This is a genomic window from Microbacterium resistens NBRC 103078 (genome assembly GCF_001552355.1).
Classification (GTDB): Bacteria; Actinomycetota; Actinomycetes; order Actinomycetales; family Microbacteriaceae; genus Microbacterium; species Microbacterium resistens.
In genome coordinates this window covers 1-20,124 of the sequence record NZ_BCRA01000091.1, presented here as the reverse complement: position 1 = coordinate 20,124, position 20,124 = coordinate 1, and the positions used below count along the sequence as shown (strand labels likewise).

Below are 20,124 nucleotides of genomic sequence, written 5' to 3'. Positions count from 1 at the left end.
CGACGCCTCGACGTCGGCGCGGCGCAGCGCCCAGGCCTCCCGGACCGCGCCGAGCACGTCGCGGAAGGCCGGCAACGGCGCCCGCGCGGTCGGCGGCCAGTACGTGCCGGCGTAGAACGCGTGGCCGCCGGGCGTGGTGAACACCGTCAGCGGCCAGCCGAGGTTCTGCGTGAACGCGGATGCGGCGGCCATGTACGCCGCGTCGACCTCCGGGTGCTCCTCGCGGTCGACCTTCACGGCGACGAACCCGGCGGCGATCGCGGCCGCGGTGACGGGATCCGCGAACGACTCCCGCGCCATCACGTGGCACCAGTGACAGGTCGAGTAGCCGATCGAGATCAGCAGCGGTACGTCGCGCCGCTCCGCCTCCGCGAACGCCTCCTCGCCCCAGGGGTACCAGTCCACCGGGTTGTCGGCGTGCGCGCGCAGGTACGGGCTCAGGGATCCCGCGAGCCGGTTCGCCATGATCCGCTCCTCGCTCTCGGTGCCCGTCCTGCGCGTGCGCCGTCAGTTCACGTCGTTCGGGTGGCTGCCGACGCGGCCCGACCCGTCGCCCGGGTCGATGGCGTCGATCGCCGCGAACTCCGTGTCGGTCAGGGTGAAGTCGAACACGTCGAGGTTCTCGCGCAGCCGCTCGGGGCGGACGGACTTCGGGAAGACGACGTTGCCGTGCTGCAGGTGCCAGCGCAGGACCACCTGGGCGGGCGTCTTGCCGTGCGCCGCGGCCGCGTCGGCGACGGCGGGGACGGAGAACAGGTCGTACTTGCCCTGCCCGAGCGGGCCCCAGGCCTCGATCCGGACGTCGTTGTCGCGGGCCCACGACACGACGTCGCGCTGCTGGTACGCGGGGTGCAGCTCGATCTGGTCCACGGCGGGGACCACGCCGGTCTCGGCGACGATGCGCTCCAGGTGCGGCACGAGGAAGTTGGAGACCCCGATGGAGGTCGACAGGCCCCGGTCACGGATCCCGATGAGCTTCTCCCACGCATGCAGGTAGTTGTCGTTCGCGGGGGTCGGCCAGTGCACGAGATAGAGGTCGACGCGGTCGAGGCCCAGCTTCTCCAGGCTCTCCGCGATCGCCGCGTCGGGCTCGTCGCCGTCGTGGCGGTCGTTCCAGAGCTTCGTGGTGACGTACAGGTCGTCCCGGGCGATGCCGCTGCGGGCGATGGCCGCACCGACGCCCTCTTCGTTGCCGTAGACCGCCGCCGTGTCGATGTGCCGGTATCCGGCTTCGAGCGCGTCGCTGACGGCCCGCTCCGTCTCCGCGGCCGGCACCTTGAAGACGCCGTAGCCGAGCTGGGGGATCCGATGGCCGTCGTTGAGTCCGAGAGTAGGGATCGTCATGTCCCCAGACTAGGACGCGGCGGCCGGCGCGAGGGCCGCGAAGGCCCGCTTCGCCAGCTGCGCGGGCGAGCCCTCGCCGTGCACGCCCGCCTCGGTCCTGGCCCACTCCTCCAGAGCCAGCCGGATGGAGGCGGTCGCGGCGGCGGCGAGGAGCCCGGCCTGGAAGCGGTCCGCGCCGGCCCGGTCCCGGATGATCGTCACGAGCCGGCGCTCCGACTCCTCGTTCACGCGCAGCCACACCGCGCGCAGCTCGCGGTCCTCGTCGATGCCGCGCAGGAGCGGCCGCATCCGGGCGAGCCCGTCGGCCTCCGCGTCGCTTCCGGGCGTGAGCTGGGCGCCCATCACCGCAGGGATCGCGACGGCGGGGTCGTCCGCGGACTCCGCCAGCGCCGCCTGCCACCGGGCGGCGCCGACCTCGAGGACGGGCGCGACCGCGTCCTCCTTCGTGGCGAAGTACCGGTAGAAGGTGCGCAGCGACACGCCCGCGCGCTCGGCGATCTCCGCGGCCGTCACGCCCGAGACGCCGCGCTCGGCGAACAGAGCGGCGGCGGCTTCGGCGATCTCCTGCGCGGTCTGGGCCCTCCGACGATCGCGCAGGCCCGGTGCCTCGTTCATCCTCCGAGGGTACGGGAATACCTGGCGCTCGCGCGTCGTTCGTGACAATATGACACGTTGTGCCAGTTAGGCACTGCAAGACGGTGCCGACGGATCCGGCTCTCCCGGACCCGGAACCGACGAAGGGAAACACCATGAACCGCTACGAAGGTCGCCGCGCGCTCGTCACCGGCGGAGGATCCGGCATCGGCCAGGCCACCGTCCTGCGCATGCTCGCCGAGGGAGGACGCGTCGTCGCCGCCGACGTCAGCCCCGCGGGTCTCGCCGACACCGTCGAGAAGGCCGGCGACGCCGCCGCGCGCCTGACCACCGTGGAGGTGAACGTCGCCGACGAGGCCTCCGTGAAGGCCGCGGTCGCGACCGCGGTGGACGCCCTCGGCGGGCTCGACGTGCTGGTCAACGCCGCCGGGATCCTGCGCTCCTCGCACACGGCGGAGACGACGCTGGAGCAGTTCGAGACGATCCTGCGCGTGAACCTCGTCGGCACCTTCCTGATGATCCGCGAGTCGATCCCCGCCCTGCTCGACGGGCAGGACGCGGCCGTGGTGAACTTCAGCTCCACGTCGGCGATGTTCGCCCATCCCTACATGGCCGCGTACGCCGCGAGCAAGGGCGGGGTGCAGTCGATGACCCACGCGCTGGCCGCGGAGTACGCGAAGCAGGGGATCCGCTTCACCGCCGTGCAGCCCGGCTCCATCTCGTCCGGGATGACCGACGGCTCCGGACGCAGCGGACAGAGCGCCGGACCGGGTCTTCCCGAGGACGCCGACATGAGCCTGTTCCTGAAGCTGGCCCCGGCCATCGGACAGGGCTTCGCCGGCCCCGAGGCGGTCGCGGGCGTCGTGGCGATGCTGGCGAGCGCCGACGGCGCCTTCATCACCGGCACCGAGGTCCGCATCGACGGCGGCACGCACTTCTGACCCGCCGGCCGGTGCCCGGCTGAGCCGCCGGCCGGTCCCCGACCCGGACAGACCGGGAACCGGCCCCACGACCCCGCGGCGCCCGCCCGACCCGAACCGGCGGGCGCCGCGGCACCACTCAGCGGAACCGGCGCCCCTCGTCGCGGCGGAACAGCAGCAGAGCGAGGGCGAGGAACACCGCGGTCCACACGAGGATCCCCGTCCAGGACCACCAGGGCAGGTCCCCGCCCTGCACGGCCCAGATCACGAACTCCCTGGCCTGACGCGACGGGAAGAACCGCGACAGCACGTCCAGCCAGTCCGCGAACAGGATCGGCGGCAGGAACAGTCCGCCCGCGAACGCCAGCCCGAACATCACGACCTGCACCACGGCGATGGCCGCCTTCTGCGACATCGCGTAGCCGATGCAGGTGCCGATCAGCATGAACGGCAACGCCGACACCGCGACGGCCGCGAGCCCGGCCAGCACTCGCCACGGCTCGACCTCGGCCCTCGTCGCCACGGCGCCGATCAGGACGACGGGCAGGAGGGCCAGCAGCCCCAGAGCGCCGGTCGAGAAGACGTGCGCGAGCACCCGCGCGATCCCGGGAGCGGGCAGCGTCCGCAGATACGGATCCCACGGCTTGGCCCGGTTCTCCGCGATCGTCAGCCCGAAGGAGAACAATCCGTTCGACATCACGGCGAACACCCCCATGGACACGATCGCCTGCGTCGCGAACGACGGGTCGTCGGCGACCGCCCGATTCGGGACGACGAAGAAGAGCAGGGCGAGCGCGGGGAACGCGATCGTGCCGATCACCGCGATCGGGACGCGCAGCGTCTCCAGAAGGCTGTACTTGGCGTGGACGGCGGTCAGCGAGGCGACGCTCATCGGACGCCCTCCTTCCTGGACGAGGAGGGATCCGCCCGGAACGAGGACGGATCGGCGCCCGCCGGCGTGGTCAGGGCGAGGAACGCCTCCTCCAGCGTCGCCCCGCGCACGCCGAGCCCCGAGAAGTCGATCCCGCTCGCGACGAGCCGGCGGACGAAGCCGTCGGCGTCGCCGACCATGACGGTCAGCTCCCCCGACTCCGCGTCCAGGGAGCCGGCGGCGTCCTCGGCCAGCGCCGCGACCGCCTCCGGCTCGGACGTGCGCAGGGTCACCCGGGACCGGGCGACGCGTCCCAGCACCCCGTGCAGCGAGTCGTCCGCGACGAGCCGCCCGCGGTCGACCACCACGACGCGCTGGGCGAGCGCCTCGACCTCCTCCAGGTAGTGGCTGGTGACGACGACCGTCGCCCCCTGCGCATGGCGTTCGCGGATCGCCTCCCACAGCACGCGCCGGGCGTCGACGTCGAGGCCGGTCGTGGGCTCGTCGAGGAGCACGAGCCGCGGAGCGCCGACGAAGGCGAGCGCGACGCTGATCCGGCGCCTCTGCCCGCCCGAGAGCCCGCCGGTCTGACGCCGCAGCAGATCACGGAAGCCGAACTGCTCGGCGAGCTCCACGGTGGGCACGCGCTCCTCGAAGTGACGTCCGACGAAGTCGAGCACCTCGCCCACCCGCAGCGTCTCCGGCAGCGCCGTCTCCTGCGGCGTGCATCCCAGTCGCATCCGGGTCCGCGGGTCGGCGGGATTCCCTCCGAACAACGCGACGCGTCCCGAGGTGGGGCGGCGCAGCCCCTGGAGCAGGGACAGCATCGTGGACTTCCCGGCCCCGTTGGGCCCGAGGAGCCCCAGGATCTGTCCCTCCGGGATCTCGAGCGACACGTCGTCCACGGCGGTCATCGTGCCGAAGCGGCGGGTCACCCGGTCGAACGAGGCGAGGGACCCCGCTGACGTGGCGCTCATGATGCTCCTCCCAGCAGCTCGCGCAGTCGCGCGGTGTAGTCCTCGAAGGCGCGGCGACCGCGCCGGGACAGGGCGATGTAGGTGACCGGCGTGCGGCCGCGGTGGGTCTTGTCGACGGTGACGTACTCCGCATCCTCGAGCTTTCGCAGGTGCGTCGACAGATTGCCGGCGGTCATGTCCAGCAGCTCCTGGAGCCGGGGGAAGGTGATCTGGTCCGTCGGGTCCAGCGTCGCGAGCGCGGCGACGATCCGCAGCCGCGCCTGGGCGTGGATCACCGGGTCGAGGTCGTCCATCAGCGCGCTCCTGCGGCGGCCACCCGGCGTCGGGCCCGACCCACCCACCACGCGCTCCAGAGCGCGACGAGCAGGAACGCCCCTCCCCCGGCGAACGCGTAGAGCAGGTAGTGCGCCGGCGGGGGCATGAAGGCCCCGACGGCGCTCACGACCACGGACCACACCCCGAGGACCATCATCGGATAGGCCTTCCAGATGAGCCCGGACATCACGTACATGATCCCCGCGTAGAAGATGAAGACGGCCGGATAGAACGTGCCGAGCGCGTCCGCGGGCATGCCCGCGCGCACCAGCGCCTGACCGATCGCCCAGACGGCGAGGCTCCCCAGCCACCACAGGTTGCCGTAGACCATCCCGATCACGGCCGACTCGCGGGTCCCTCGCGTCCCCCGCCCGGACCGCACGCCCAGGACCGCGGAGGCCGCCCCGGCGGCGACGAGGAGCGCGGCGAACACGATCGCGGCGACGGCGGACGGCGGCTGCCCGGCCGACCGTCCGCTCGCATCGGACCAGAGCACGAGGAAGCCCGCCAGCCAGGCCACTCCCCAGCTCGCCAGGATCCACGGCACGAACGCCGCCATCCGGCCCGTCACCGTGCGCTGCTGGTCCTCCAGCAGCGCGAGCATCCGCTCCGGGCTGAGCGGGGCGTCGCCCTCGTCGTTCTCCGACATCTCGGCCTCCTCCGATCCGACGTCGGGAATCCGACATCGTTAACTTTGTAACGCAAAGTTGTTTGCGAGTCAACGACGCGGACGCCGGAGGACCGGGCGGAGGAGCGCGAAGCCGCGATAGGGTGTGCCGCGAGAGTTCGTACGGGCACCCCCACCCGTGGCCGGGAACGGCCGGGAAAAGGGGGAATCATGCACGCGGAACGTCAGACGCTCATCCTTTCGCTGGCGGGAGTGCTGCTCGTCTCCGCCCTCGGGATCGGGTTCGGCATCTTCTCGGGCTCCTTCGCCATCACCTTCGACGGGATGATCTCCCTCGTCGACGCGATGATGTCGATCCTGTCGATCCGGGTGGCCGGCCTCATCGCCCGCTCGCTCGTGCGGGGCCTGTCCCGCCGCTTCAGCATGGGCTTCTGGCACCTGGAGCCCCTGGTGCTGGCGGTCAACGCGCTCACCCTGATGGCGATCGCCGGCTACGCGCTCGTGCAGGCCGTTCTGGCACTCCTCGACGGCGGACGGACGGTGCAGTTCGGTCCGGCGGTCGTGTACGCGGCGATCACCCTCGTCCTCACGACGACCTTCGCGATCGCCGAGCACCGTGCCAACCGCCGGATCCGATCCGCCCTCGTCGCGATGGACGTCAAGGGGTGGATCATGACCGGCGGCGTGACCGCGGCCCTGTTGATCGCGTTCGCGGCCGGAGCCCTCATCGAAGGCACGCCGCTCGCGCACCTGGCGCCCTATGTGGACCCGGCGGTCCTGGTGATCGTGGCGTGCGTCCTGATGCCGGTCCCGTTCGGGACCCTTCGGCGCGCGCTCTCGGAGATCTCCCTCGCCACGCCCTCGGTGCTCCGTGACGAGGCGGAGGGCGTCGCCGACCGGATCGTCGCGGAGCACGGCTTCCGCTCCGCACACGTGTACACCGCCCAGGTCGGCCGCTCGCGTCAGATCGAGATCGCCTTCCTGGTCCCTGCCGGGCTCGACGCGCGCACGCTGGAGGACTGGGACCTCATCCGGCGGCGAGCGGTCGCGGAGCTCGGAGGCGGCGACCCGAACCACTGGATCACCGTGACCTTCACGACGGACCCTGCGCTCATGTGACGGCTCCGGCGGGCGCGGAGCACGGCGCGATAGGCTGGAGGGCTATGTCTGCGCCCCTTCCCGTGATCACGTACCCGCCGGAGCTGCCGGTCAGCGCGGCGCGCGACGAGATCGCCGCCGCCATCCGCGACCACCAGGTGGTCGTGGTCGCGGGCGCCACCGGATCGGGCAAGACGACGCAGCTGCCGAAGATCTGCCTGGAGCTGGGGCGCGAGCGCATCGCGCACACCCAGCCGCGGCGGCTCGCCGCCCGCACGATCGCGGAGCGCGTGGCGGAGGAGCTGGACGTGGAGCTCGGCGGCCTCGTCGGCTACAAGGTCCGCTTCACCGACCAGGTGTCCGCCGACACGCGGATCGCGCTGATGACGGACGGGATCCTCCTCAACGAGATCCACCGCGACCGGCTGCTGCGCCGATACGACACGATCATCATCGACGAGGCGCACGAACGCTCCCTCAACGTCGACTTCCTCCTCGGGTACCTGCACAGGATCCTCCCGGAGCGCCCCGATCTGAAGGTCGTCATCACCTCCGCGACCATCGACCCGGAGAGCTTCGCACGGCATTTCGCCGCCCCTCCCGCGGAGCCGGGGGGCGGGCCGACGCCCGCGCCGGTGATCGAGGTCTCCGGCCGGACCTTCCCGGTGGAGATCCGCTACCGGCCGCTGGTGGACGACGCCGAGGGGGCGAGCGCACCGGCCGGAGAACCGGCCGACGAGGTGTCCGCGATCGTCTCGGCGCTGCGCGAGCTGGACCGCGAAGCCCCCGGGGACGTGCTCGTGTTCCTTCCGGGCGAGGCCGAGATCCGTGACGCGGCCGACGCCGTGCGCGCCGCGTACGCCGGCGACCGCGCCCCCACCGAGGTCCTGCCGCTCTACGGCCGCCTGTCCGCCGCGGAGCAGCACCGGGTGTTCGAACGCTCCTCGGTCGCCGGGCTCCGTCGCCGCGTGATCCTCGCCACCAACGTCGCCGAGACGAGCCTCACCGTCCCCGGCATCAAGTACGTCGTGGACACCGGGACCGCCCGCATCTCGCGCTACAGCAACCGCTCGAAGGTGCAGCGCCTCCCGATCGAGGCGATCTCCCAGGCCTCGGCCGCGCAGCGCTCCGGCCGCGCGGGCCGCACGAGCTCCGGCATCGCGATCCGCCTCTACAGCGAGGACGACTACGCGCGGCGACCGGAGTACACGGAGCCGGAGATCCTGCGCACCTCCCTCGCCTCCGTCGTCCTGCAGATGCTGAGCCTGGGGTTCGGCGACATCGCCCGTTTCCCCTTCCTCACCCCTCCCGACGCGCGAGGCGTCCGCGCCGCGTTCGACCTGCTGGTCGAGCTCGGCGCCGTGTCGGCACCGTCCGGCCGGGGAGCCGAGGACGCGCCGCGGCTGACCCGCATCGGGCGCGAGATCGCCCGCATGCCGATCGATCCGCGCTTCGCCCGGATGCTGGTGGAAGCACGGTCCGCCGGCCCGCGGGTGTCGCGCGACGTGCTCGCCATCGTCGCGGGGATGTCGATCCAGGACGTCCGCGAGCGCCCCTCGGCCGAGGCGCCGCAGGGGGTCCGGGACGAGGCCGACCGCGCGCACGCCCGGTTCGCGGACCCGACGAGCGACTTCCTGACCCTCCTCAACCTCTGGAACCATCTGCGCGAGCAGCAGCGCGCGCTCGGGTCCAGCGCGTTCCGGCGGCTGTGCCGCAGCGAGCACCTGAACTACGTCCGCGTGCGGGAGTGGTTCGACGTGCACCGTCAACTGCGCTCCCTCCTGCCGCGGGATCGCAAAGAGGAGTCCACGGACGCCACGGGCACCGCCGATCCGGACGCCGTGCACCGCGCGCTGCTGGCGGGGCTCCTCTCGCAGATCGGGGTCCTGGACGAGCGCACGGCCGCCAAGGGGCCGGCCAAGACCCCGTCCAAGGAGCAGCGCCGGAGGATCGCGGAGTACCGCGGCGCGCGCGGCATCCGGTTCTCGATCTTCCCCGGCTCGGCGCTGCGAAAGAAGTCGCCGCAGGCGGTCATGGCCGCCGAGGTGGTGGAGACGTCGCGGACCTTCGCCCGGACGGTGGCGGCGATCGACCCGGCGTGGGCCGAGAGCCTGGCCGGGGACCTCGCCAAGCGTCAGGTCTCCGAGCCGCACTGGTCCAAGGACGCCGGGTCCGCCGTCGCGTTCGAGAAGGTGACCCTGTTCGGGGTCGAGATCATCCCGCGCCGGCGCGTGCAGTTCGCCCGCATCGACCGCGCCGGCGCGCGGGAGCTGTTCGTGCGCCATGCCCTCGTCGACGGCGAGTGGGATCCGTCCCGCCTCGACAAGCGGGTGAGCGCGTTCTGGCGGAGCAACGCGGAGCTGCGGCGCCGGCTGGAGAAGCTCGAGGAGCGCGAGCGGCGTCGGGACATCCTCGCCGGGGACGAGGCCGTCTTCCGCTTCTACGACGAGCGGATCCCGGCAGAGGTCTTCGACGTCCGCTCCTTCGAGTCCTGGTGGCGCGAGGCGCTCGCGACGACGCCGAAGCTGCTCGTCATGCGCGAGGGCGACCTGCTCGACGACTACGGACGCGCCGACCAGGGCGAGTTCCCGACCCGCTGGGCGCAGGGCGACCAGGTGCTGGGACTGGCGTACCGCTTCGAGCCCGGGGCGCCCGACGACGGCGTGAGCGTGGTGATCCCGCTGGCCCTGCTCCAGCAGATCCGCGACACGGGGTTCGACTGGCAGGTCCCCGGCCTGCGCGCCGAGCTGGTGACCGCTCTGCTGCGCGCCCTCCCGAAGGCGATCCGCCGTCACGTCGTCCCCGCCGCCGACTGGGCGGATCGCTTCGGCCAGGAGCTCGCGGCGAGCGGTCCGGAGCACCACGGCGGCCTCCCCGAACGGAGCCTCACCGAGGCGCTCGCGAAGCTCGTGCAGCCGCTGGCGAACCAGCCGGTCTCGACGGCGGACTTCGACCAGGACCGCGTCCCCGGCCACCTGCGGATGAACTTCCGCGCCGTGGACGAGCGCGGTCGCGTGGTCGGATCCGGCCGGGACCTGGGCGAGCTGCAGTCCCGCCTCGCCGACCGTTCCCGCAGCAGCGTCGCCCGCTCGGTCGCCAAGGCCGCGGGTCCCGCCGGGGCCGCCCGCGTCGCCGAGGCGGGATCCGGCGGGACCCGGCGCGCGTGCGGGGATCGAGCGATCGGGGATCGGCACCTGGGACGGGGTCGCGGAGGCCGTCGGGGGCGCGCTGCCGGAGGTCCTGGACACGCGTGTGGCCGGCGGGGTCGTCCGCGGCTACCCGGCGCTGGTCGACGAGGGCAAGAGCGTGGCGGTGCGCGTCGAGGCGACCGCCGACGCCGCCCTCGCCGCCACCCGTGACGGGGTCCTCCGCCTCGTCCTGCTCGCGGTGCCCTCGCCGGTCTCGTACGTGCAGGAGCATCTCACCAGCGCCGAGAAGCTCGCGCTGGCCGCCTCGCCGTACGCGTCCGTTGCCGCCCTGATCGAGGACTGCCGTGCCGCCGTCGTCCGCGCGCTGATCGACGAGGCGACCGGGACGGGCGGCGCGGAGGGATCCGGCGTCGTCCGGACCGCGGAGGAGTTCGCGCGGGTCCGCGACGTTGTCTCCTCGGCCATCGTCGACCGCCTGTTCGCCTGCGTCTCGCTGGTCGCGCGGATCCTCACCCGCTCGCGGGACGTCGAGCGCGCGATCAAGCAGCAGAACTCCCTCGCGCTGCTCGGCCCGCTGAACGACGTCCGCACCCAGCTCGCAGGCCTTCTCCCGCCGGGCTTCGTCTCGTCCACCGGCGTCGACCGGCTCACGCACCTGCCGAGGTACCTGGAGGCCATGCTCGACCGGCTGAAGACCCTCGCGGAGGCCCCGGGCAAGGACCGCGCGCGCATGACGGAGTACGAGCGCGTGGCGGCGCTCTACACCGACGCGGGCGGGACGATCCCGCTCTCCCCCGGCGCACCGGACGCGCTCGTCGAGGTGCGCTGGCTGCTGGAGGAGTACCGCGTGAGCGTCTTCGCCCAGCGACTCGGCACCGCGCAGCCCGTGTCCCCGCAGCGCATCGCGAAGGCGCTCGCGTCCCGCTGACCCCGGTTCTGGTTTCGGGGCGGGATCCGGGGTCGATCTCCCCCACGACGAGCCCCGAATCCGGCGAACGCGCCCCGAACCCGCGTTAGCCTGGCGTCATGGCTCACGCGATCGTGCACTCCGCCATCGGCGGACCGGATGTCCTGACCCTCGTCGAGATCCCGGAGCCGGAGCCCGGAGCGGGCGAGGTCGTGGTGCGGATCGAGGCCGCCGGGGTCAACCCGATCGATGCCAAGCAGCGCGGCGGCGTGCGGCCGCTGCCTCCGCTCACGGCGCCGCGGCGGGTCGGCTTCGACGGGGCCGGCACGGTGTCGGCCGTCGGCGACGGCGTGACGGAGTACGCCGTGGGCGACCGGGTCGCGATCCGTGAGACGCTGGGCACCTACGGGAGCACGCTCGTCGTCCCCGTCGCGCATCTCGCAGCCCTTCCGGACGCGGTCACCGCCGCCGAGGGTGCCGCCCTCGGCATCCCCGCCGGCACCGCCTACCAGTCGCTGAAGTCGCTCGGCGTGGGATCCGGCGACGTCCTCCTGCTGCACGCCGGGTCCGGCGCCGTCGGCCAGGCGGCGATCCAGTTCGCCGTCGCGTGGGGCGCATCGGTCGTCGCCACCGGCAGCCCCGCCACGCACGAGCGCCTGCGCGAGCTGGGGGCGATCCCCGTCGCCTACGGGGACGGACTCGAGGACCGCGTCCGCGCCGCCCTCGCCGAGGCGGGGCTCACCACGCCGACCGTGGCGCTGGACAACGCCGGCACCGACGAGGCGATCGAGACGTCCCTGGCCCTGGTCGCGGACCGGGACCGGATCGCGACCATCGTGCGCGGTCCGGACGCCGCCTCGTTCGGCATCCGCGCGTTCAGCGGAGGAAGCCCGGTCCCCCTCACCGAGCGGGAGCAGGCGTGGCGCGCGGAGGCCCTCGCGGAGACGATCGCGCTGATCGCCGACGACCGGTTCTCCGTCGAGTTCGGCCCCGAGCTCCCGCTCGCCGAGGCCGCCGAGGCGCACCGGCTCGTCGAGGCGCACGCCGCCCGGGGCAAGATCATCCTCATCCCCTGATCCCAGGGCGAGGGATCCACCCGGCCGGGCCGACCGCGGTGGGCGCCCGGCGGTGCAACAGTTCGACACACGTCTCGGGGTCCGCGGACACGGCGCGGGAGGATAGCGCCGTGACCACCGACACCGACGGCACCGGGACCGCGCCCGGGACGCGCTTCGCCACGCGGCAGATCCAGGCCGGATACGTCCCCGGCCAGGCGCAGAACACCGCCGTGCCCCCGCTGTACCAGTCGGCGGCCTACGAGTTCTCCTCCCTGGCCGAGGCGGCGGATCTCTTCGCCCTGCGCCGGGTCGGCAACATCTACAGCCGCAACGCCAGCCCCACTCAGCAGCTCCTCGAGGAGCGCGTCGCGTCGCTCGAGGGCGGGGTCTCGGCGGTCGCGGTCGCTTCGGGGCAGGCCGCCGTCGCGGTCACCCTCCTCGCACTGGCCGGACGCCGCGGGCACATCGTCGCCGCGCACCAGCTCTACGGCGGCTCGGTCGACCTCCTGCAGGAGACGTTCGACGACTTCGGGATCGGGGTCACGTTCGTCGACCAGGACGACCCCGAGGCCTGGCGCGCCGCCGTCACCCCGGAGACGCGGGTGTTCTTCGCCGAGTCCGTCGCGAACCCCGTCGCCCAGGTGCTCGACGTCCGCGCGGTCGCCGACATCGCCCACACGGCCGGCGTCCCGCTCGTCATCGACAACACCGTCGGGACGCCGTACCTGATCCGCCCGGGCGAGCACGGCGCGGACTTCGTGGTGCACTCCGCCACGAAGTTCCTCAGCGGGCACGGCACGTCGCTCGGCGGCGTGGCCGTCGACCTCGGCAGCTTCGACTTCGGCGCGGAGCCGGAGAGGTGGCCGCAGTTCACCGCGCCGTACGCCCGGTTCGGCGACCTCGTGCTGTGGGACCGGTTCGGCGCGGGGTTCGCGTTCGCGACCCTGGTGAAGTCGAAGTACGTGCACGACCTGGGCCCGTCCCTCTCCCCGTTCAACGCGCACCAGATCCTCCTCGGGATCGAGACACTCGATCTGCGCGTCTCCCGGCAGTCGGCCTCGGCGCTGCGGATCGCCGAGCACCTGGCCGCGCACCCGGCCGTCGCCGCGGTGCATCACCCCGGGCTGGCGGACAACCGCTGGCACGCGCTCGCCGAGCGCTACCTCCCGCGCGGCGTTCCCTCGGTCTTCTCGATCGACCTCGTCCCCACCGGCACGCCGGACGGGGACCGACGTCGGGTCGAGGAGGTCGTGGACGCGCTGCGCGTCATCCGCCTGGTGGCGAACATCGGCGACGCACGCAGTCTCGTCGCCCACCCGGCGTCCATGACCCATTCGCACCTGAACGCCGAGCAGCGCGCCGCGGCGGGGATCGGCGCCACGACGCTCCGGCTCTCGATCGGCATCGAGGACCCCGCCGACCTCATCGCCGATCTGGATCACGCCCTCGCCGCCGGTCGGTGAGCGGCCCGCGACGACGCCGGCGGGACGGCGCGGACCTCGGTTCGGCCCGCACGTCCGTCATCGCCCGAGGCAGCGGCGCCCGCGGGACGACGCGCGCGAGCCCTCGGCGTTCACGCGACGTCGAGCCGGGTGACCTGGTGACCGCCGCGGGCGAGCTCACGGGCGAGGTCATATTGCGACTGCATCGCCAACCACGCCCGCGCCGTGCCGACACCGGCGCGCTCCAGGCGGACGGCGAGGTTCGGGCTGATCCCCGCGTGACCATGGATGACACGGCTGAGGGTCACGCGCGACACGCCCAGCCGGGCAGCCGCATCCGCAACGGTCAGTCCCAACTCGCCGATCACGTCCTCGCCCAGGATCTCGCCCGGGTGCGGGGGAACCTTCATCATCCCGACCCTCCTTCCACTCTTCCGATCAGTGATAGTCCTGGTAATCGACGAGCTCCACGTCGTCGCCGAGGAACCGGAACGTCACCCGCCAGTTGCCGTTCACCCAGATTGACCAGTGCCCGGTCAGATCGCCGCGGAGCTCATGCAGTCGAAATCCCGGGATAGCGACGTCCGCCGGCTCACGTGCCACATCCAAGAGCCCGAGGATGCGCGTCAGCTTGGGCGCGTGCGCGGGTTGCACTCCTCGTTTCGAGCCCGTGCGGTACAGCTGTTCGAGCCCCTTGTGCCGAAAGCTCACGATCACGATCCGATCGTATCGCGTAACGCATCACTTTACAATCGGGAGAGGGGTCGGTGAGCGGCCCGCGACGACGCCGGCGGGACGGCGCGGGTAGCCTGGGCGCATGCCCATCCTGAACAAGGACATGACGCTGTGCATCTCGCTGTCCGCACGGCCGAGCAACAACGGGACCCGCTTCCACAACTTCCTCTATGAGGAGCTGGGGATGAATTGGATCTACAAGGCCTTCGCGCCCACGGACCTCGCGCAGGCGATCGCGGGGGTGCGCGGGCTGGGCATCCGCGGCTGCGCGATCTCGATGCCGTACAAGGAGGACGTGATCGCCCTCGTGGACCGGATGGACGCCTCCGCCTCGGCGATCGACTCGGTCAACACGATCGTCAACGACGACGGCGTCCTCACGGCGTACAACACCGACTACTCGGCCATCGCGACCCTGATCGCGCGCAACGGTCTGGATCCGGCCGCCACCGTGCTCCTGCGCGGCTCGGGCGGCATGGCGAAGGCGACGGCGGCGGCGTTCCGGGACGCCGGCTTCCGCGCGGTGACGATCGTCGCCCGCTCCGAGGGCACGGGCCGCGCGCTGGCGGACCTGTACGGCTTCGCCTGGGCGCCGGACCTCGGCGAGCGCACCGCCGACATCCTCGTCAACGTCACCCCGATCGGCATGGCGGGCGGCCTGGAGGAGCACACGCTGTCCTTCCCCGAGTCCGCCGTCGACGCCGCGGCGACCGTGTTCGACGTGGTCGCCCTCCCCGCGGAGACCCCGCTGGTCTCCGTGGGCCGTGCCGCGGGCAAGAGGATCATCACCGGCGCCGAGGTCGCCACGCTCCAGGCGCTGGAGCAGTTCGTGCTCTACACCGGCGTCCGGCCCGACGACGACCTGGTCGACGCCGCCGCCGCGTTCATGCGCGCGTCGTGAGACTCCGGCGCCTGCACGCCGCGCCGGTCGGGGCGCGGACGCGCCGGTAGACTCGGGAGGTCATGCCCTCCGCCTCCAGTTACGCCACGCCGCGCCTCGACTCCCGCCCCGTCGAGCGGTTCTCCTCGACGCTCGGCGACCTCGCCGGCGTGCTGCGCACCGCGACGAGCCAGATCGTCCCCGCCCCGGTGAGCCCGGCCACGGCCTTCACGGGCATGGCGCTCGCCACCGACGCCGTGCGGCCCGGCGACCTGTTCGTCGCTCTGCGCGGGGCGAGCGCGCACGGGGCTCGTTTCGTCGATCGAGCGCTCCAGGCCGGTGCGGCGGCCGTCCTCACGGATGTGGAGGGGGCCGCGCTCGTCGACGGCGCCCTGCCGACCCTCGTGGTCGAGGACCCCCGCCGTGCCGTCGGGCCCGCCGCCGTGCACCTCTACCGCTCCCCCGCCGACGCCCTCACCACCGTCGGCATCACCGGCACCCAGGGGAAGACGACCACGGCGTTCTACGTCGCGGCCGCCGCCGGGATGGACTCGGCGGGCACGATCGGATCCATCGGCACGACCATCCACGACGTCCTCTTCCCGCCGACGCTCACGACGCCGGAGGCCCCGGAGCTGCAGGCGCTGTTCGCCGTGATGCGCGAGCAGGGACTGACGACGGTGGCGGTCGAGGCGTCCAGTCACGCGCTCGTGCAGGGCCGCGTGGACGGCTTCGCGTTCGACGCGGGCATCTTCCTCAACCTCGGCCACGACCACCGCGACTACCATCCCACCCAGGCCGACTACTTCGCTGCCAAGGCCCTGCTGCTCACCCCGGAGCACGCGAAGGTCGGGATCGTGGACGTCGACTCCCACTGGGGTCGCGTGCTCGCCGCGCAGGCGACCGTCCCCGTGCGCACGACCTCCGCCGCCGGCGCCGACGCCGACTGGCGCGCGGAGGACATCCGGCTCCGCGCGGACGGATCGAGCTTCCTCGTCCGCTCGCCCGAGGGTGAGGCCGTGCCGTTCCGCACGCAGCTCACCGGAGCCTTCAACGTCAACAACATCCTCGCCGCGGTCGCCGCGCTGGCCGAGGACGGGCGCTCCCTCGCCGACATGGCCGCCGGGATCGCCGAGCTCGCCAGCGTCGAAGGGCGCCTCCAGCGCTTCGACTTCGGGCAGGATTTCACGGCGATCGTCGACTCCGCCCACAAGCCGGAGGCGGTCGCCGCGGCACTGCGGGCCGTCCGCACCACCTCCCCGCAGGGACGGATCATCGCGGTGCTCGGCGCGAACGGCAATCGCGACACCGCCAAGCGGCGCATGATGGGCCGTTTCGCGGCGATGACGGCCGACGTGCTCATCGTCACCGACGACAACCCGTACGACGACGATCCCGCCGAGATCCGCGCGGCGCTCATCGACGGCGCTCGCTCGTCGTCCGCCGAGATCGTCGAGATCGGCGACCGGCGCGAGGCCATGTCCGCGGCCGTGCGGATGGCACGCCCCGACGACACCGTCGTGATCCTCGGGAAGGGCCACGAGCGCTACCACGCCCTCGCCGGGGGCGAGATCCCCTGGTACGACCCGGACGTGCTGCGCGAGGTCATCGCCGAGCTCTGACCCGGCGCCGTGCCGCCGACAGTCGCCACCCCGGTCGTTGAGCGAGGAGCGCAGCGCCACCCCGGTCGTTGAGCGAGCAGCGCAGCGCCACCCCGGTCGTTGAGCGAGGAGCGCAGCGACGAGACGAAACGCCGCGCCCGGGCGAGCGTGAGTCGAATCGCGATGCCGCGCCGATCAGCCCTCGAGCGGATCGTCCTCCGCCGGGTCCGCGCCCGTGGCCACGGGAAGTCCGGGCGTGTTCGACCACGCGCTCCACGAGCCCGGGTACAGCGTGACCTCGCGCCCGATGAGCGCGCCGGCGAGTGCCAGCTGCGCGGCGGTCACCCCGGAGCCGCAGTAGGCGGCGATCGGGATGTTCTCCCCGGCGCCGGCGACCTCGAACGCGTCCGCGATCTCCTCGGGCTCGCGGAAGCGCCCGTCCTCGGTGAGCACCTCGGCGATCGGCAGGTTCCGCGCGCCCGGGATGTGCCCGGCGACCGGGTCGATGGGCTCGGTCTCCCCGCGGTACCGCTCCGGGGCCCGGGCGTCCAGGAGCACGCCGGTCCAGAGGGCGACCTGATCGGTGTCGAGCACGTCGGCTGTGCCGGGCGATCCCAGCTCGACGTCCCCGGGGGCGGGGATCACCTCGCCCCGCTCCGTCTCTCCGCCGATCGCCCGCCACGCGGACAGGCCGCCGTCGAGCACCCGGACGTCCCGGAGTCCCGCGCGGGTGAGCGCCCACCAGGCCCGCGAGGCGGGGAGGGAGCGGGAGTCGTCGTAGACGACGACGCTCTCCTCGGCGCGCACGCCCCAGCGGCGCACGGCCTCCGCGAGATCCGCGTCCTCGGGTAGCGGATGACGCCCGTCGCGGGGATCCCCGTGCGCGGCGAGCTCGCGTTCCAGGTCGACGAACACGGCCCCGGGCAGGTGCCCCTCCGCGTAGCGCTCCCGGCCGTCGTCGTGCCCGAGGCGGTAGCGCACGTCGAGCAGGCGGACCGGGGCGTCCGCGGCGAGGAGCTCACGCAGCTCGACGGCGGAGATCAGCGGGGAACCGGGGAGGGAGTCGGCCATGCTCCATTGTCTCAGCCCCTACGCTGGGATGCATGACCGGTCTTCGTTGGGGCATCCTCGCCACGGGCGGCATCGCCGCCGCCTTCGCCGCCGACCTGCGCACCGCGGGCCTGGACCTCGTCGCCGTGGGATCCCGCTCGCAGGATTCCGCCGACGCGTTCGCCGCCCGCTTCGGCATCCCGCGGGCACACGGCTCGTACGAAGCGCTGGCGGCCGATCCCGACGTCGACATCGTCTACGTCGCGACACCGCATCCGATGCACGCGGCCGACGCCCGCCTCGCCCTGGAGCACGGCAAGCACGCCCTCGTCGAGAAGGCGTTCACGGTGAACGCCGCCGAGGCGGAAGGGCTGCGCGCCCTCGCGGCGGAGAAGGGCCTGCTCGTCATGGAGGCGATGTGGACGCGGTACCTGCCGCACATGGCCCGGATCCGCGAGATCATCGCCGCGGGAACGCTCGGGGAGATCCGCGCCGTGTCCGCAGACCACACCCAGTCCCTGCCGACGGACCCCGCCCACCGGATCAACGCGCTGGAGCTCGGCGGCGGCGCGCTCCTGGATCTCGGGATCTACCCGATCTCGTTCGTGTGGGACGTCCTCGGGGCGCCGACCGCGGTGAAGGCCGTCGGACGACTCCTGGACAACGGCGCCGATGCCGAGGTCGCCACCGTGATGACCCACGGGGGCGGAGCGGTGTCGACGACGCTGTCGTCCTCGCGCGGCGCCGGTGCCAACGCCGCCGCGATCGTCGGCACGAAGGCGCGGATCGAGATCGACCGCGTCTGGTACACGCCGACCACCTTCCGCGTGACCGCCACCGACGGGACCGTGATCGAGGAGTTCGACGGCGCCGTCGACGGCCGCGGCATGCAGTTCCAGGCACGCGCCGCGGAGCGCTTCGTCACCGAGGGCACCCTCGACAGCGACCTCCTCCCCGTCGCCGAGAGCGTGGCCATCATGGCGTGCCTCGACGAGATCCGCGCCCAGATCGGCGTCCGATACCCCTCCGAGACCGCGTAGGAGCACCCCATGGCCGACCCCCAGGACACCCGCGTCGCCGTCTACCTGGACTTCGACAACATCGTCATCTCCTGGTACGACCGGGTCCACGGGCGCAACGCGTACAACAAGGACCGGCAACGGATCCTGGAAGACCCGAACGACGCCGAGGTCGCCGAGAGGCTGTCCCGCGCGGCGATCGACGTCGGGGCGATCATCGACTACGCCTCCTCCTTCGGCACGCTCGTGCTCACCCGCGCGTACGCGGACTGGTCCTCCCCCGTCAACGCCGACTACCGCTCGCAGCTCGTCGCCCGGGCCGTGGACCTCGTCCAGCTGTTCCCCGCCGCGGCGTACGCGAAGAACGGCGCGGACATCCGCCTGGCCGTCGACGCGGTCGAGGACATGTTCCGGCTGCCCGGGCTCACCCACGTCGTGATCGTGGCGGGCGACTCGGACTACGTGCCGCTCGCGCAGCGGTGCAAGCGCCTGGGCCGCTACGTGATCGGGATCGGCGTGGCCGGCTCCACCGCCAAGTCCCTCGCGGCCGCGTGCGACGAGTTCGAGGCCTACGACTCCCTCCCGGGCGTCGCCCGGCCGCAGCCGGAGCCGAAGCAGGAGCCGAAGGCGGAGCCCAAGCGCACCGCCAGGACCAAGGCCGCGGCGCCGGCGACCGGAGGCAAGACGGCGCCCGCCGCCAAGACGGCGCCCGCTCCCGCCGACCCGCCCGCGCTCACGGACCAGGACCAGGCGACCAAGACGCTGGAGCGGGCGCTGCGTCTGGGACACGACAAGGGCGACGCCGACGAATGGCTGCACAGCTCCGCGGTGAAGACCCAGATGCGCCGCATGGACCCGTCGTTCAGTGAGAAGGCCCTCGGCTACCGGTCGTTCTCCGACTTCCTGAAGTCGCGGGGCGACCTCGCGGAGCTGTCCGAGGACGGGCACGAGCGCCTCGTCCGCCTCCGGGAGAGCTGACCGGGCCGCGACGATGACCTCCGACCGCGTGGTGATCGGCGGGGCGGGCGGTTTCCTCGGCACGCACCTGACGCGCCGGTACCGTGCGCAAGGCCGCGAGGTCGTCACGATCTCCCGCCGCGGAGCCACCTCGTCCCGAGCCGATCTGTCCTGGGGCGACCGGGATGGGATCACTCGGGCCGTGGACGGCGCCGCGCTCGTCGTCGGGCTGGCCGGCAAGAGCGTCAACTGCCGGTATGACGCCACGAACCGCGCGGAGATCCTCCGGTCCCGGCTGGACACCACCGCGGAGCTTGCGGCGGCGATCCGCCGTTCGGACGCACCGCCGCCGCTGTGGGTGAACTCCTCGACGGCGACGATCTACCGCCACGCCGAGGACCGCCCGATGACCGAGGCCACCGGAGAGCTGGGAACGGGTTTCTCGGTCGAGGTCGCCCGAGCCTGGGAACGGGCGCTGTTCGACGGCCATCTGCCCGGAACCCGCCGCGTGGCGCTGCGCACCGCCATCGTCCTCGGCGACGGCGGCGTCCTCGGGCCGCTGCGCCGACTGGCCCGCCT

At 72.9% G+C, this 20,124-nt stretch carries 19 protein-coding genes and 1 pseudogene; 10 read left to right on the top strand and 10 right to left on the bottom strand.

The genetic code is table 11. The annotated features are described in order from the left end of the window. From MR1_RS14545 to MR1_RS14535, 3 genes are all read right to left on the bottom strand, one after another. Positions 1–465: DUF255 domain-containing protein (locus tag MR1_RS14545; RefSeq protein ID WP_157518243.1), on the bottom strand; the 465-nt coding region annotated here is incomplete at its 3' end. Positions 466–507: 42 nt separating this feature from the next. Further along, positions 508–1,344: an aldo/keto reductase gene (locus MR1_RS14540; protein WP_067248354.1), complete on the bottom strand. Its 837-nt coding sequence runs from the start codon at positions 1,342–1,344 to the stop codon at positions 508–510. Between the two features lie 9 nt (positions 1,345–1,353). After that, positions 1,354–1,959, bottom strand: a complete 606-nt coding sequence (locus MR1_RS14535) for a TetR/AcrR family transcriptional regulator (protein WP_067248351.1) — start codon at positions 1,957–1,959, stop codon at positions 1,354–1,356. A 134-nt stretch (positions 1,960–2,093) separates the two neighbouring features. Between MR1_RS14535 and MR1_RS14530 the strand changes: the two genes are divergently transcribed. Beyond that, positions 2,094–2,879 carry an SDR family NAD(P)-dependent oxidoreductase gene (locus tag MR1_RS14530; protein WP_067248348.1) on the top strand — a complete coding sequence of 262 codons (786 nt, stop codon included), beginning with the start codon at positions 2,094–2,096 and terminating at the stop codon, positions 2,877–2,879. Between the two features lie 118 nt (positions 2,880–2,997). Here the strand turns inward: MR1_RS14530 and MR1_RS14525 are convergent, their stop codons facing one another. The 4 genes from MR1_RS14525 to MR1_RS14510 are packed head-to-tail and all read right to left on the bottom strand — an operon-like array spanning position 2,998 to position 5,670. Further along, on the bottom strand, positions 2,998–3,750 hold the full coding sequence (locus MR1_RS14525; RefSeq protein ID WP_067248344.1) for an ABC transporter permease: 753 nt from the start codon (positions 3,748–3,750) through the stop codon (positions 2,998–3,000). Further along, on the bottom strand, positions 3,747–4,706 hold the full coding sequence (locus MR1_RS14520) for an ABC transporter ATP-binding protein (RefSeq protein WP_067248341.1): 960 nt from the start codon (positions 4,704–4,706) through the stop codon (positions 3,747–3,749). The genes MR1_RS14525 and MR1_RS14520 overlap by 4 nt, the downstream gene beginning before the upstream one ends. Beyond that, positions 4,703–4,999 (bottom strand): transcriptional regulator, encoded by a 297-nt coding sequence (locus MR1_RS14515; RefSeq protein WP_067248338.1) that lies wholly within the window; start codon positions 4,997–4,999, stop codon positions 4,703–4,705. The genes MR1_RS14520 and MR1_RS14515 overlap by 4 nt, the downstream gene beginning before the upstream one ends. Then, positions 4,999–5,670, bottom strand: coding sequence for a hypothetical protein (locus MR1_RS14510; RefSeq protein ID WP_067248333.1), 672 nt, complete (start codon positions 5,668–5,670; stop codon positions 4,999–5,001). Before MR1_RS14510 ends, MR1_RS14515 begins: the two co-directional genes overlap by 1 nt. 189 nt (positions 5,671–5,859) lie before the next feature. Between MR1_RS14510 and MR1_RS14505 the strand changes: the two genes are divergently transcribed. From MR1_RS14505 to MR1_RS14490, 4 genes and pseudogenes are all read left to right on the top strand, one after another. After that, the gene (locus tag MR1_RS14505) at positions 5,860–6,768 is read left to right on the top strand and encodes a cation diffusion facilitator family transporter (protein WP_067248330.1); all 909 of its coding nucleotides are present in this window, start codon (positions 5,860–5,862) and stop codon (positions 6,766–6,768) included. A gap of 44 nt (positions 6,769–6,812) precedes the next feature. Further along, positions 6,813–10,824, top strand: a pseudogene (hrpA, locus tag MR1_RS14500) (ATP-dependent RNA helicase HrpA). A 98-nt stretch (positions 10,825–10,922) separates the two neighbouring features. Next, the gene (locus tag MR1_RS14495) at positions 10,923–11,879 is read left to right on the top strand and encodes a quinone oxidoreductase family protein (RefSeq protein ID WP_067248327.1); all 957 of its coding nucleotides are present in this window, start codon (positions 10,923–10,925) and stop codon (positions 11,877–11,879) included. A 110-nt stretch (positions 11,880–11,989) separates the two neighbouring features. Beyond that, the gene (locus MR1_RS14490; RefSeq protein WP_067248323.1) at positions 11,990–13,324 is read left to right on the top strand and encodes an O-acetylhomoserine aminocarboxypropyltransferase/cysteine synthase family protein; all 1,335 of its coding nucleotides are present in this window, start codon (positions 11,990–11,992) and stop codon (positions 13,322–13,324) included. A 110-nt stretch (positions 13,325–13,434) separates the two neighbouring features. On the opposite strand, the gene MR1_RS14485 is transcribed toward MR1_RS14490, so the two are convergent. Continuing rightward, positions 13,435–13,716: a HigA family addiction module antitoxin gene (locus MR1_RS14485; protein ID WP_067248320.1), complete on the bottom strand. Its 282-nt coding sequence runs from the start codon at positions 13,714–13,716 to the stop codon at positions 13,435–13,437. A gap of 25 nt (positions 13,717–13,741) precedes the next feature. Next, positions 13,742–14,020, bottom strand: a complete 279-nt coding sequence (locus MR1_RS14480; protein WP_067248317.1) for a type II toxin-antitoxin system RelE/ParE family toxin — start codon at positions 14,018–14,020, stop codon at positions 13,742–13,744. A gap of 100 nt (positions 14,021–14,120) precedes the next feature. Here MR1_RS14480 and MR1_RS14475 point away from each other — a divergent pair, with 100 nt between their 5' ends. Beyond that, entirely contained in the window at positions 14,121–14,939 is an 819-nt protein-coding gene (locus tag MR1_RS14475) for a shikimate 5-dehydrogenase (protein WP_084344735.1), read from the top strand. 62 nt (positions 14,940–15,001) lie between these two features. After that, on the top strand, positions 15,002–16,540 hold the full coding sequence (locus MR1_RS14470) for a UDP-N-acetylmuramoyl-L-alanyl-D-glutamate--2,6-diaminopimelate ligase (RefSeq protein WP_084344733.1): 1,539 nt from the start codon (positions 15,002–15,004) through the stop codon (positions 16,538–16,540). 174 nt (positions 16,541–16,714) lie between these two features. Here the strand turns inward: MR1_RS14470 and MR1_RS14465 are convergent, their stop codons facing one another. Then, complete coding sequence (locus MR1_RS14465; protein WP_067248314.1) at positions 16,715–17,590, bottom strand: sulfurtransferase; 876 nt, start codon at positions 17,588–17,590, stop codon at positions 16,715–16,717. 32 nt (positions 17,591–17,622) lie between these two features. On the opposite strand from MR1_RS14465, the gene MR1_RS14460 reads away from it, so the two are divergent. The 3 genes from MR1_RS14460 to MR1_RS14450 all read left to right on the top strand — a co-directional run. Then, positions 17,623–18,609, top strand: a complete 987-nt coding sequence (locus MR1_RS14460; RefSeq protein WP_067248310.1) for a Gfo/Idh/MocA family protein — start codon at positions 17,623–17,625, stop codon at positions 18,607–18,609. A gap of 9 nt (positions 18,610–18,618) precedes the next feature. Beyond that, on the top strand, positions 18,619–19,566 hold the full coding sequence (locus tag MR1_RS14455) for an NYN domain-containing protein (RefSeq protein ID WP_067248308.1): 948 nt from the start codon (positions 18,619–18,621) through the stop codon (positions 19,564–19,566). Positions 19,567–19,579: 13 nt separating this feature from the next. Then, a partial coding sequence (locus MR1_RS14450) for an NAD-dependent epimerase/dehydratase family protein (protein WP_157518241.1) occupies positions 19,580–20,124 on the top strand: 545 nt, incomplete at its 3' end.

What these genes read in the sequence shown, in the direction of transcription:
- MR1_RS14540 (WP_067248354.1), bottom strand. Translation starts at nt 1,344, where the DNA reads ATGACGATCCCTACTCTCGGACTCAACGACGGCCATCGGATCCCCCAG.
- MR1_RS14535 (WP_067248351.1), bottom strand. Translation starts at nt 1,959, where the DNA reads ATGAACGAGGCACCGGGCCTGCGCGATCGTCGGAGGGCCCAGACCGCG.
- MR1_RS14530 (WP_067248348.1), top strand. Translation starts at nt 2,094, where the DNA reads ATGAACCGCTACGAAGGTCGCCGCGCGCTCGTCACCGGCGGAGGATCC.
- MR1_RS14525 (WP_067248344.1), bottom strand. Translation starts at nt 3,750, where the DNA reads ATGAGCGTCGCCTCGCTGACCGCCGTCCACGCCAAGTACAGCCTTCTG.
- MR1_RS14520 (WP_067248341.1), bottom strand. Translation starts at nt 4,706, where the DNA reads ATGAGCGCCACGTCAGCGGGGTCCCTCGCCTCGTTCGACCGGGTGACC.
- MR1_RS14515 (WP_067248338.1), bottom strand. Translation starts at nt 4,999, where the DNA reads ATGGACGACCTCGACCCGGTGATCCACGCCCAGGCGCGGCTGCGGATC.
- MR1_RS14510 (WP_067248333.1), bottom strand. Translation starts at nt 5,670, where the DNA reads ATGTCGGAGAACGACGAGGGCGACGCCCCGCTCAGCCCGGAGCGGATG.
- MR1_RS14505 (WP_067248330.1), top strand. Translation starts at nt 5,860, where the DNA reads ATGCACGCGGAACGTCAGACGCTCATCCTTTCGCTGGCGGGAGTGCTG.
- MR1_RS14495 (WP_067248327.1), top strand. Translation starts at nt 10,923, where the DNA reads ATGGCTCACGCGATCGTGCACTCCGCCATCGGCGGACCGGATGTCCTG.
- MR1_RS14485 (WP_067248320.1), bottom strand. Translation starts at nt 13,716, where the DNA reads ATGATGAAGGTTCCCCCGCACCCGGGCGAGATCCTGGGCGAGGACGTG.
- MR1_RS14475 (WP_084344735.1), top strand. Translation starts at nt 14,121, where the DNA reads ATGCCCATCCTGAACAAGGACATGACGCTGTGCATCTCGCTGTCCGCA.
- MR1_RS14470 (WP_084344733.1), top strand. Translation starts at nt 15,002, where the DNA reads ATGCCCTCCGCCTCCAGTTACGCCACGCCGCGCCTCGACTCCCGCCCC.
- MR1_RS14465 (WP_067248314.1), bottom strand. Translation starts at nt 17,590, where the DNA reads ATGGCCGACTCCCTCCCCGGTTCCCCGCTGATCTCCGCCGTCGAGCTG.
- MR1_RS14460 (WP_067248310.1), top strand. Translation starts at nt 17,623, where the DNA reads ATGACCGGTCTTCGTTGGGGCATCCTCGCCACGGGCGGCATCGCCGCC.
- MR1_RS14455 (WP_067248308.1), top strand. Translation starts at nt 18,619, where the DNA reads ATGGCCGACCCCCAGGACACCCGCGTCGCCGTCTACCTGGACTTCGAC.